The organism is Thalassobacterium maritimum (assembly GCF_031127805.1).
GTDB lineage: Bacteria > Verrucomicrobiota > Verrucomicrobiia > Opitutales > Coraliomargaritaceae > Thalassobacterium > Thalassobacterium maritimum.
Map to the genome: position 1 here is coordinate 83197 of NZ_JARXHW010000001.1, position 12134 is coordinate 95330.

Genomic DNA, 12134 nt, shown 5'->3' on the forward strand with positions numbered 1-12134 from the left:
ACTAAGCGACTTTAAGCTCAGTCTTTTGTGGCTGACCACTGCCGCGCTTTTGATGACTTACAGAACAGCCAACGAACAACCCGATCCGCGTGAATTGATCCGAAGCATTTTTGAACAAGGACTCAGCCTCGCCGTATTATTGGAATTCTTTGTCGGATGGGCGAAGGTGCCCTTCCTGCTGGCATTTGTCCTATTGCCAGTTGCCACCTTTCTGAACTTGATGGCTGAGCCATCCGCCACGGATGAAAAGCAAGCAGCCATCGTTCGCCAGTTCGCAACTAAAGCCCTAACAGTCATAGGGCTCGGCATCGGCCTCTATGCGGTGATTTATACGATCGTCAATTGGAACGAATTCTGGCGGATGGAGACGGCCCGCGAGTTTCTACTCCCCGTCCTGCTCAACCTACTATTTCTACCATTCCTGTGGATACTACTAACGTATATGGCCTACGAGTTAGCACACTTACGGCCACGCTTCATTAAACCAGCTCAGTCGCGCCCAAAGCGCGTCATGGTTCTGCTATTCTGGGAATTTGGTATACGCTACAAAGAAGTTAAACACTGGTCGCTCTACTGCATTAAGAAACCACCGTCCGATAATAAAAGCCTGGTTCAGTCATTCTCATCATCAAGAGATACTAGATACGATCACGATACTAATCCTTCCTATTAGAAAATATACGCGAATGATAGAACATAGGCTGCGTGACGTCCTTTCCTTAGACAAAGTGCAAAAAGGTGCAAGCCTGCCCAAGGAAGAGGCCACACGACTCAAGAAGCTCGGCCTCGTCGAAGGACGCTATCCGCGCATCTTCGTATCCGGAAAAGTCGCTGCGACCACTGGCGGACAAGCCGCCCACATCCTCAAGAAGGGCTTTGATAATGACTATTATCGCGATCTGCTCGAAAAATTAATTCGAGAGCACGGCCCGGTGACACCTCAGACCATCAGTGGCTTATTTATGGATAAGCTACCTGACTCAATGAGTCATGACCAAAAGCGAGACAAGATACGCAACCTGACCTACGACCTATCCCATCGAAGAAAAATCATCGAAAATATCGGTAAACCACGTGGCGCGGGAGCACTCTGGCAACTCAAGCAGCCAAGCTAAGCTAGTATCGCGTAAGCTTATAATTAGCTTGCCAGGCACACTGCAATATATCCGCAAATACCTGACATAAAAGATGATAGATGATAACTAAACTTTTAATCTTTTTAATTCTTTCAAGCTAAACTTAGTTTAGGGCGCTCACGACGAAGCGATAAATGCGGCCCTCCTTCGACGACTCTTTGCCAGTGCTCAAACCGGATCGAATCCCGATTTGAAAGCGGTTTGTCGTGCCATCATCGATGATGAGAAACGTCTGGGGCACTCAAAATTAGTCACCGAACTCGAATCTGCTTACACCAAAATCGAGCCGATGGGCGCGGGCACAGCAGGACGCCCACGGCCGCCGCGCACCAATTCTCTAAGCGCACCACCCAGTTTTATTTACATCCAATAGCAGAGGAGCGATGCGAATAACTGGGGCTAAGGTGTAAAGCTGGTACTCAGGGAGGGATTTGAACCCTCACGCCCTTGCGGGCACCACGACCTGAACGTGGCGTGTCTGCCGTTCCACCACCTGAGCATCTTCGAAGTCTGCGTATTGCATAGATAAAAAGAGCGCTGTCAATGATTTCAGTCTAGGAATTGTGGGCAAGTTTTCTGCTCGTGAATTTATGCACAAAAAAGCCCGCAGGCCTGAATAAACAGGACGCTGCGGGCTGGGAAATTTGACTCGGTGCAATCATGTAATTGCTCGCGAAGCCTTGAGGCCACGGAGGCCTCGCACCGAGGTCGAAAATCAACCAGTCAGTTGCTTGATGATTTCGACGATTGGCAGGAAGAGCGCAATCACGATGAAACCAACGACCACCGCCAAGAAGACGATCATGATGGGCTCGATGATCGAGGTAATACCGGCCACGGCATTGTCGACGTCTTCGTCGTAGTTATCAGCCACGCGATTCAACATCTCTGCAAGCTCACCGGTTTCTTCCCCCACGTCGACCATACTGGTCACCATGTTAGGAAAGACGGGCTCACGTGCCATCGGCGCAGCGAGCGACTCACCATCACGCACGGAGTCGTGCATACGAGTGAGCGCATCTTCGTAGAATTTATTACCGGTAATATCCTTGGTAATCGTGAGGGATTGCAAAATAGGAACACCACTGGAAAGTAGTGTGCCGAAAGTGCGGGTGATACGTGCAATATTCACCTTGCGCACCAAATCCCCCACCTTGGGCGTATTGATCGAGAGCCAATTAAACATTTTGGAGCCCGCAGGTGTCTTCAAGAAGAACTTACAGGCAAAGAAGCCAAACACAACGATACCGAGCGTGAGCAAAATGTTCTCACGCATGAAATTACTCATACCGACCACAAGTTGGGTCGGACCTGGCAATGCCGCGCCTTCGAGCATGTCGTCGAAAATCGCTTGGAACTTGGGCACCACGACGACCATCAGCAAGGCCACAATCGAAACGGCCACACCGACCACAACGATGGGATACACCATTGCGGCTTTGACCTTTTTCTTGGTCTTCAAGGCTTTTTCCATGAAGCCCGCCAGACGTGCCAGCACGACGTCCAGCACACCACCGGCTTCACCGGCGCGCACCATATTCACAAATAGGCGGTCAAAGATCTTGGGATGCTGTGCCAAACCGTCGGAGAAGGAGTTACCTGACTTCACCTGATCGGCAATCTGCTCAAGCACAGCTTGGAAGCGGGCGTTTTTCTCTTGGCGAATCATCACCTCAAGTGCGCGTAAGAGTGGAAGGCCCGCGTCGATCAAGGTGGCTAGCTGGCGAGTAAAAGTAGTGAGATCTTCACTCTTAATGATCTTACCGAAGCCGCCTTTCTTAGCTTTCTTACTGCTTTTGCTTTTGCTGGAGGCTGCCTTGCTGGGGGCGCTACCGCCTGATTCTACGATTTTGGTCGGCATCAGTCCGGAGGCGCTCAACTTGGAGCTCGCCTCGTCCTGACTGCCCGCCTCGACCGTGCCGGTCTTTTGCTTTCCGTTGGCGTCGATCGCCGTATATTTGAATTTTGCCATGGGGAGTTTGGAGGTTTATGTATATTTAAGAACTTCTTCGATCGTAGAATTGCCGTCGAAAATGGCGCGCAAACCGTCGTCGCGCAAGCTTCGCATGCCCTGTTCTAGGGCTTTTTGCTTAATTGTTAGGGTCGGCGCACGATTATTAATGAGTTCGCGGATGCTATCGGATACGACAATCATCTCGAACAGGCCAATACGTCCACGATAACCGGTATTACTGCACTCAGGGCAACCGTCGCCGTAATAGAAATCTTTGTCGGCAATTTCAAGTGGATCGACATCGAGCATCTCGATTAAATCTTGGCCGGGCTCGTAAGCGGTGCGGCAGCTACGGCAGATGCGGCGCACGAGGCGCTGAGCCAAAATTGCTTCGAGCGAGGCGGAAATCAAGAAGGGCTCCAAGCCCATATCAATCAGACGGGTCACGGCGCCGGGCGCATCATTGGTGTGGAGCGTGCTCAACACCACGTGCCCAGTCAGCGAAGCTTGCACCGCAATCTGCGCGGTCTCCAAGTCACGAATCTCACCGACCATGATCTTATCGGGGTCTTGACGCAGGAAGGCGCGCAAGGCACGTGAGAAATCGAGTCCGACTTGGTGGTTCACGGCCACCTGCATGATGCCATCGATCTCATACTCCACTGGATCTTCGGCTGTCAGAATCTTGGTCTCGACATTGTTCACCTCGCGTAGCGCACTATATAGTGTTGTGGTCTTACCGGAACCTGTGGGGCCGGTCACGATGAAGATACCGTTGGGTCGATCGACGAGTTCGCGAATAGTTTGCAAGATATCGTCGGGCAAACTGAGGGATTCGAGGTCAAGGTTGACCACAGACTTATCCAAGACACGTAACACCACCGACTCACCGAACTGGGTCGGCAAGGTGGACACACGCAAGTCAACCGGACGTCCGGCAATCGTCATTTTAATACGACCATCCTGCGGAATCCGAGTTTCCGAAATGTTCATATTAGACAGCACCTTAACACGTGAGGTCACGGGCACCGCCAAATTCCTGGGCGGAGGTGCCATCTCGTAAAGTGCACCGTCAATACGATAGCGAATGCGGAATTGATCCTCAAAGGGCTCGAAGTGAACGTCGGAGGCCTTATCTTTAATCGCCTGCTGTAAAACTAAATTTACAAAACGGATAATGGGCGTTTGATTCGCCATGTCCGTGAGGTCGCCTTCAGACAACTCTTCCTGCACCTCGGAAAAACTATCGCCAAGGTCGCCCAAAATATCATCAATCGAAGAATCCTCCTCTCCATAGGTCGAGACCAGCAAGGCATCGATATGGTCGGGATCACATACAACGATGGTAATGTCCTTATTAAGCGTGAAGGTGAGGTCGTCAATAATCGAAGGATTAAACGGGTCCTTCGCTATGAGTGAGACAGAAATGTCATCTACCTGATAAGGCACGACTGCATACATGCGCGCCACGCTGGCACGCACAGTTGAAGCGACCTCATCTGAAATTTCATTTGGAGGTGTGGGCAAATATTCGTAGCCCAAATAATCAGCGACTGCTGCCAAGATCTGCCCGCGCTCGACTACGCCGGAATCGACCACAGCATCAGCCAACGACTTACCGGTGTGCAGGTGCGACTCGTTTAGTTCCTCAAGCTGCGCAGGGTCGAGCAGGTCGGCTCCCTTGATTATTTCGTAAATTGTATCGTTATGATCTTCAAACATTGGGGATTGGAGAAATGGTTTAAGTTGAAAATGCGCCGCCGTTTTCAATGAGCTTTTCGCGCATCGAGTCCGGGCTTTGAGATTTACCGAGCGCCTCATCGGCGGTAATCAAATTGCGATTGAACAGGCTGAGCAAGTGAGCGTCGAGACTGATCATACCACGACTGGCCCCGGTCTGGATGTCGGAAGCGATGCGGTACGTCTTATTCTCACGAATCAATTGAGCAATCGACGTGGTGGTCACCATGATCTCAAAGGAGGCGATTCGCCCGCCGCCAATTTTCTTACACAACACTTGTGAGATGACAGCGATCACCGAAGAGGCCAACTGCGTGCGCATCTGATCCTTCATATCGGCAGGAAAGGCGTCGACGATGCGATCGACCGTGCGAGCGGCGCCGGTGGTGTGGAGCGTCGCGAACACAAGGTGGCCAGTTTCAGCAGCGCCCACGGCGGCTTCGATTGTTTCAAGATCGCGCATTTCCCCCACCAGTATAACATCGGGGTCCTGACGCAAAGCACCGCGAATCGCGGCCGAAAATGAGGTCACATCGTTGCCGACTTCCCGCTGGGTCACGATGCATTTTTTATGGTCGTGAAAATACTCGATCGGATCCTCAATGGTAATGATGTGGCCGTCATGATTTTCATTAATCCAATTAATCATTGAGGCTAGAGTAGTCGACTTCCCCGAGCCAGTCGGGCCGGTGACTAAGATCAAACCACGAGGACGACTGATCAGCTCCTTAATTTTATCGGGTAGGCCGATATCTGCTAAACTGAAAAGATCATTTGGAATCTGGCGAAGCACCATACCATAGCAGCCCTTGGTTCGCATCACACTGACGCGAAAGCGCGCCTTCTCTTGATACGCGAAACCGAAATCAGCACCGCCAGTAGTCTTGAGCTGCTCTTGATTGGTCACCGAAGTGATGGCTTTCATCAAATCTTCCGCCGCCTGTGCATCGAGCTCAGGCCCCTCAACAGGCACCATGGTTCCGCTGATACGGAGTGTGGGCGGTTGCTTGACCTGAATATGCAAATCTGATGCCCCCTGATCGACCATCAGTTCCAGCAGATCATTCATTTCGTAGGTCATCGTAATTAGCTCCAGTTCAAATTAATTATAACTCAGTCATCCAGCAACTAGATAGAGTCCGAAACAGTCGCGTGCAATACTTCGTGAGGCACTGTCACTCCTGCGAGCACCTTGCGAATGCCGTCTTCACGCATGTTACGCATCCCCATCTCACGCGCTTTATCGCGCAGAGCAACGAGGCTGGCTTCTTCGTAAATCATAGACTGAAGCTCTTCGTTGACTCGAAACATCTCGAAGATGCCGACCCGGCCACGGAAACCAGTGCCGTTACACTTCAAGCAACCTGCTCCCTTCATAAAGGACGCATCAACCGCTTCATCGGAACGGATCCCCAGTGAATTAAGCAACTTCTCATCGTGCTCACAGGCTTCGCGGCAATTAGGGCAATTGCGCCGAACCAGTCGCTGTGCGAGCACAGCACGCACAGCGGCCGCCACCAAGAAAGGCTTGATCCCAATATCGATGAGACGACTGACGGCGCTGGGCGCATCATTGGTGTGCAGGGTGCTGAACACCATGTGCCCAGTGAGCGCGGCGTTGACCGCGATTTCGGCTGTCTCTTTATCACGAATTTCCCCCACCATGATAATGTTGGGAGCTTGACGCAGCATCGAGCGCAAGGCAGCAGAAAAGCTCATACCGACCTCACGACGCACTTGCACCTGATTGACACCCGACATTTCATACTCGACGGGGTCCTCCACAGTAATGATCTTACGGTCAGGGTGGTTGATGTAATTAAGAGCCGAATAGAGCGTAGTCGATTTACCAGAACCCGTAGGCCCAGTCACCAGAAACACGCCGTCGGGCAACGCGATAATCTTTTCGAATGCGGCTTGGTCATCACTAAAGAAGCCGAGCTGAGGCAGTCCCAAGCTGAGGCTTTCCTTATCGAGAATACGCATAACGATACTCTCACCAAATGCGGTGGGCAAAGTCGAAACACGCAAGTCGATCACCTTCGCACCCACCTTAATATTAATACGGCCATCTTGTGGCACACGCTTTTCCGCGATGCTGACATTCGACATCAGCTTAATACGGGAAACAATAGATGGCTGCAAACGCTTTGGGGGATTCTCCACCTCGTGCAGCACGCCATCAATACGATAGCGCACACGAAAGCGTTTCTCCAAAGGCTCCATGTGGATATCAGAAGCACGCCGTTTGAGCGCTTCAGAGATCACCATGTGAACATATTTAATAATGGGCGCTTCTTCCTCGGAGGCATCGTCCTCGCTGGGCAAGTCGATCTGACTCGGCAGCGCATCGGGGTCTTCCATACCAGAAAAGATGTCGTCCACCTTTTCACTGCGCGCACCTTCATAATATTGGTGAATCGCCTTCTCAATATCTGCCAGCGGTGCCACGCGACAAATGACCGAGCGCTTAATGACGTGGCTGATACTGTCCACCGCATCCATATCAAGCGGATCGAAAACCGCTAACTCAACCTCGCTATCATCCACTTCGAGCGGAACCACCTTATAGCGGTTCGCCAATTCAAAAGGCACGACTTCCAGCGCTTCGGACGAAACACGGACATCCGCCAAATCGACGGTCTCCATATTAAACTCTTCAGCCAACACCTCAGCAATCTGCTTTTGTGTAACGGCCTCTTCGGCAACAAGTGCCTCAAGGATGGCCGTGTCTTCGCTACCTTCGTAACCAGCTTGGGTTACCTTAGCACGAGTAGACTCGATCCCGCCATCTTCAAGCAGGCCTTTATCAATTAATAGCTGGAGAACAAATTCGTCGGCGGAAGTCACAGATAGATAAGTGTCGGGGTGGGACTTAAATGGTGAGAATAAAAATTAAATGGTTATGGCAAATCAACGCGCAACACTCATCAAGAACTCCGCATTAGTATTGGTTTTCTTGATGCGCTGTATGAGCATTTCCATCGCATCAGTCGACGGTAGGCCTTTCATTGCTCTGCGCAATGAATAAATTTTAAGCATTTCATCTGGATGATAGAGCAGTTCCTCCTTACGTGTGCCGCTTTTATCCATACTCAGCGCGGGGAAGATGCGCTTATCGGAAAGTCCACGATCGAGGTGTAGCTCCATATTACCGGTGCCCTTAAACTCCTCGAAAATGACTTCGTCCATCTTGCTCCCCGTCTCGACCAGCGCAGTGGCAATAATCGTGAGACTACCGCCGTCCTCGATATTACGCGCTGAACCAAAGAAACGCTTGGGCTTTTGCAAGGCATTGGCCTCGACACCACCGGAAAGAATCTTGCCGCTGCTCGGCATCGTGGTGTTGTAAGCGCGTGCTAAACGGGTAATGGAATCGAGCAAGATAATCACATCTTCGCCAGTCTCGACCATGCGACGCGCCTTTTCAATGACCATTTCGGCCGCGTGCACGTGACTCTCGGCCGCCTCGTCAAAAGTAGAACTGATGACCTCTCCGCTGACTTGGCGGCGAAAATCGGTCACTTCCTCGGGACGCTCATCAATCAAAAGTATGATCAGGTGCGCATCGGGATAGTTTTTCTGAATCGAGTTGGCCATACCCTGCATCAGCACAGTCTTACCCGTGCGAGGCGGCGCCACGATCAAGCCACGCTGGCCAAAACCAACCGGCGTCAAACAATCCACCACTCGCATCGAAAGGTTATCCCACTTCGCCTCAGAATCGGCCTCCATCAAAATACGAGAGGTCGGATAGTAAGGCACGCGCTCGGTAAAGGGGACAATTTCAGTGAGCGTTTCGGGGTCACGTCCCATCACCTCCTGGACACGCACGACAACCGGGCAGGACTCGCCCTCGCGGTGTGGCTGTAACTGCGCTTTAACAATGTGCCCGCGCTGCAAGCCATAATGCTCAATAAAGGCCTGCGGCACATACGCACTCAAAGCTTTGATACGGTAGCTATCACGCTCGTAAACTAACAAACCACCCTCATCGTCTTCAAGTAGTTCCAGAACCCCGGTAGTTAAAATCTCAGCTTTTTTCTCCGCCGCATGAGTCGCCACAGCATTGATCAATTGATCGCGATTCGGCGCATGCGGGAACTTAATGCCGAGTGCGTCCACTTCTTCACGCAACTCTGGCAAAGGCAAATTATACAGGCGCACATAGTCGAGCGGGTCTCCGCCACCGGAGCGAAGCTCTTCTGCCAGCGCGAGAATATCCTCACGTTTAGCCAGCACTTCCCAATCGAGCAGCTCGCCCAATTCGATTGGTGTATCCTCCTCACGACCGCGACGGCCCTTGTTTTTATCCCAGCGGCCCTTCCCGCGCTTATTGCGCTTATTATTATTCTTATTAAACTTATTATTACCCTTAGCGTTGCCCTTATTATTGCGATCATTCGGATGCGACTGGCGCGATTGCGGTCCGGATTGCTGTGGCTTGCCGCCTTCAGAGTGATCTCCACCACGGGAATCAGAGCCATTCGGCTGACGATTTTTAGGTCCACGATTGTCGCGTTTTTCACGCGGGAGCCGCCCTTCGCGTGGCTCACGTTTCTCACGTGGCTCAGTTTTCTTAGTAGGCTCAGCCCCTTGCGGCTCGTCAAACTGGTCGACCTTAATGTCGGAGCTAAAAGTCACTTCGTCATCCACAGGAGCCGACTTCGGTTCAGGAGCAGGTGTAGCTGCTGCTGTGGATTCCACGGGCGCATCTACTGCTGCTTTATCCGCGCTATCCGCGGATGCCTTCGCAGTCTTTTTTACAGTTTTTTTCACGGCAGGCGGCGCGATTTCACCAGGCGTAAACATATCGGCTTGCGCCTCATCTGCCACCTTGCGCGCAGCGCTCTTTTTGGTCGCACGCTTCTTGGCAGCCTTCTTAGCAGCCTTTTTCGTTGCTTTCTTGGCGGCTTTTTTGGCTGCCTTTTTGGTCGCACGCTTACGCGGAGCCGCTTCTGCAGCAGTGGATGTATCCTCGAGAGGGAGGTCGTTATTTACTTCGTCAGAGCTCATGGCTGTATAATCGATAGGACGCTCACGGCGTCGCTTGGTAAGTATTGGGAGGGGAAGAGCGAGTCATAGCAGCCCACTTAAGGGGTGGCGATCTGCTCTATTAATCTCGTGGTTTGTCGTTTCAAAAATTCAAGGCTTCCAGCATTGGAGATAAGATGATCGGCGCGTTCGATTTTTTCTTCGAGCGGCATTTGTCGCTCACGGCGCTGCGCGACCTCCGCTCCCGTATAACCTCTGGCAACCATTCGCTCTTGGACCACATCAGGAGGGCTTGCAACACAGACAGTCAAATCAAAGAGGGTTTCAAGCCTTTTTTCAAATAGCAAAGGAATCTCCACCAACCAAAGAGCGCCAGGTGCCTGCTCAATCGCCGCCTGCCAATGCGCCCGAACCAGCGGATGTAGCAAGTCCTCTAGCCATTTAAGCTCGGACGAATCCTGAAATACGCGCGCAGCCACCGCACGGCGATCGACAGTGCCAGCGTTAAAGACTGCATCCCCCCAGTGTGCACGCAACTGTTCGTGTACTATCGCATCGCTCGCCAATAATTCACGTACCACAGCGTCCGACTCAATGGTACGCCCGCCCGCTTCGCGAAAAAGGCCCATTACGGTCGATTTACCACAACCAATTCCTCCTGTTAGGCCGACTTTCATAAACAAAAGTAGAAGTCCATCCACAGAAAACACGCGAGCCTTAATTTATAGACCTCGAAGTGATCTCAGGGTAGAATTAACCATCGACGCGAGAAATAGAGCCCTTTAATCTGCGCCGAAATTTATGGACAACTCCGCACCTAAGCAGACATCCACTCCGCTCCCTCCTTCGATGGAGCGGCTTCACGCGTATTGGCGCATGCCATATATACTCGCGCCCAAAGATCCGGAAGAAGGCAGCAACCCCTTTACCCGCATCCCTCAGTCGGGCGACGACGCCAAAGAGTACATTCTCCTGCGCGGCGAGCACAACTATATCGTGATGAACCGCTACCCATACAATGCAGGGCACCTGCTAGTATTGCCCTACCGTGAAGTACCACGACTGGAAGAGTTGACAACTGCTGAACGCCACGAACTCATGGACCTGATCGTGGAAGCGCAGAACATACTCACGCGCGCCCTGCGCCCCGATGGCTTTAATACTGGTTTCAACTTCGGCGATGCGGCAGGAGCAGGTATTCCCTGCCACCTGCATTGCCATGTCGTGCCACGCTGGAATGGCGACACCAACTTCATGCCGGTCATCGGCAACACCCGCGTCCTGCCCGATTCAATGGATGCGATGTGGCAGCGCCTACACGCCTGCGTTGAAGCTCAATAACAGAATTCTATGCCGTCCAAGACGATCCACTTCTCCAGCGCCCGTCAGCTCAGCTTACTCTACGCCGACGACGCTCGCCACCTCGAAGAAGCCGAACAAAACCTAGGCGTCAGCCTGGTCAGTCGCGACGACTGGGTCACCGCCGAAGGCAGTGAGGAGGGCATCGCCGCCGTGCAAGCTCTCTTCGAGCTACTCGGAACTGCACGCGACCAAGGCTTGCGCATTCGCAGCTCCGACTTTCTGTACACCCTGCGCTGTGTGGCAGAGGGCAGAGCCGACGATCTACGCGAAATATATCGCAACCCTCTAATTATAAAGCTTAAGCGGCAAAGTATTGTACCTAAAACACTCAATCAAAAGCGCTACCTACAAGCCATCGACGCCCACCCGATCACCTTTGGCATCGGTCCCGCCGGCACGGGCAAGACCTACCTTGCGATGGCGATGGCTCTACGGGAGCTACTAGAAGGCCGCGCCGAACGGATTATATTGACCCGCCCGGCCGTTGAAGCGGGCGAAGCGCTCGGCTTCCTACCTGGCGAACTACAAGAAAAAGTGCTGCCCTACCTCACCCCGCTCTACGATGCGATGAACGATATGATCGGCAAGGAGCAAACCATGCAACTGGTGGAGCGCGGCATCGTCGAGATCGCACCGCTGGCCTACATGCGCGGACGCACGCTGGCCAATGCCTTCGTAGTGCTGGACGAAGCTCAAAACACAACTCATGAGCAGATGATGATGTTTCTCACGCGCTTGGGCGACGGCAGTCGCATGGTCATTACCGGCGACATCACACAAACTGATTTACCACGTAGCAAACAATCTGGTCTCAAAGAAGCTACCCGCATTTTAAAAAACATCGAGGCGATCCGCCTCTTCTATTTTGACGGACAAGACGTCGTGCGCCACCCGTTGGTGCAGGACATCATTAACGCCTACGCGAAGGGATAGACCCTCCCCGCGCC

At 52.4% G+C, this 12134-nt stretch carries 11 protein-coding genes and 1 tRNA gene; 5 read left to right on the plus strand and 7 right to left on the minus strand.

The window, feature by feature from the left end; all coding sequences use genetic code 11:
• The first annotated feature begins 52 nt into the window (after positions 1-52).
• The 3 genes from QEH52_RS00320 (at position 53) to QEH52_RS00330 (ending at position 1509) form a co-directional block, all read left to right on the plus strand.
• Positions 53-673 carry a hypothetical protein gene (locus QEH52_RS00320; RefSeq protein WP_308947900.1) on the plus strand — a complete coding sequence of 207 codons (621 nt, stop codon included), beginning with the start codon at positions 53-55 and terminating at the stop codon, positions 671-673.
• Between the two features lie 13 nt (positions 674-686).
• Positions 687-1115 carry a hypothetical protein gene (locus QEH52_RS00325; protein WP_308947901.1) on the plus strand — a complete coding sequence of 143 codons (429 nt, stop codon included), beginning with the start codon at positions 687-689 and terminating at the stop codon, positions 1113-1115.
• Between the two features lie 211 nt (positions 1116-1326).
• Complete coding sequence (locus tag QEH52_RS00330; RefSeq protein WP_308947902.1) at positions 1327-1509, plus strand: hypothetical protein; 183 nt, start codon at positions 1327-1329, stop codon at positions 1507-1509.
• A gap of 40 nt (positions 1510-1549) precedes the next feature.
• Here QEH52_RS00330 and QEH52_RS00335 read toward each other — a convergent pair.
• The 7 genes from QEH52_RS00335 to coaE all read right to left on the minus strand — a co-directional run bounded on the left by QEH52_RS00335 (position 1550) and on the right by coaE (position 10535).
• Positions 1550-1635 (minus strand) — tRNA-Leu (locus tag QEH52_RS00335).
• Positions 1636-1851: 216 nt separating this feature from the next.
• Positions 1852-3108, minus strand: a complete 1257-nt coding sequence (locus QEH52_RS00340; RefSeq protein ID WP_308947903.1) for a type II secretion system F family protein — start codon at positions 3106-3108, stop codon at positions 1852-1854.
• Between the two features lie 15 nt (positions 3109-3123).
• Positions 3124-4812 carry a GspE/PulE family protein gene (locus QEH52_RS00345; protein ID WP_308947904.1) on the minus strand — a complete coding sequence of 563 codons (1689 nt, stop codon included), beginning with the start codon at positions 4810-4812 and terminating at the stop codon, positions 3124-3126.
• A 19-nt stretch (positions 4813-4831) separates the two neighbouring features.
• Entirely contained in the window at positions 4832-5911 is a 1080-nt protein-coding gene (locus QEH52_RS00350) for a type IV pilus twitching motility protein PilT (RefSeq protein ID WP_308947905.1), read from the minus strand.
• 47 nt (positions 5912-5958) lie between these two features.
• Positions 5959-7680 carry a GspE/PulE family protein gene (locus tag QEH52_RS00355; protein WP_308947906.1) on the minus strand — a complete coding sequence of 574 codons (1722 nt, stop codon included), beginning with the start codon at positions 7678-7680 and terminating at the stop codon, positions 5959-5961.
• Between the two features lie 63 nt (positions 7681-7743).
• Complete coding sequence (gene rho / locus QEH52_RS00360) at positions 7744-9846, minus strand: transcription termination factor Rho (RefSeq protein WP_308947907.1); 2103 nt, start codon at positions 9844-9846, stop codon at positions 7744-7746.
• A 77-nt stretch (positions 9847-9923) separates the two neighbouring features.
• Entirely contained in the window at positions 9924-10535 is a 612-nt protein-coding gene (gene coaE, locus QEH52_RS00365; protein ID WP_308947908.1) for a dephospho-CoA kinase, read from the minus strand.
• A gap of 91 nt (positions 10536-10626) precedes the next feature.
• On the opposite strand from coaE, the gene QEH52_RS00370 reads away from it, so the two are divergent.
• A complete protein-coding gene (locus QEH52_RS00370; RefSeq protein WP_308947909.1) occupies positions 10627-11166 on the plus strand; it encodes an HIT family protein in 540 nt (179 codons plus the stop codon).
• A gap of 9 nt (positions 11167-11175) precedes the next feature.
• Entirely contained in the window at positions 11176-12120 is a 945-nt protein-coding gene (locus tag QEH52_RS00375; protein WP_308947910.1) for a PhoH family protein, read from the plus strand.
• The last annotated feature ends 14 nt before the right edge of the window (positions 12121-12134 follow it).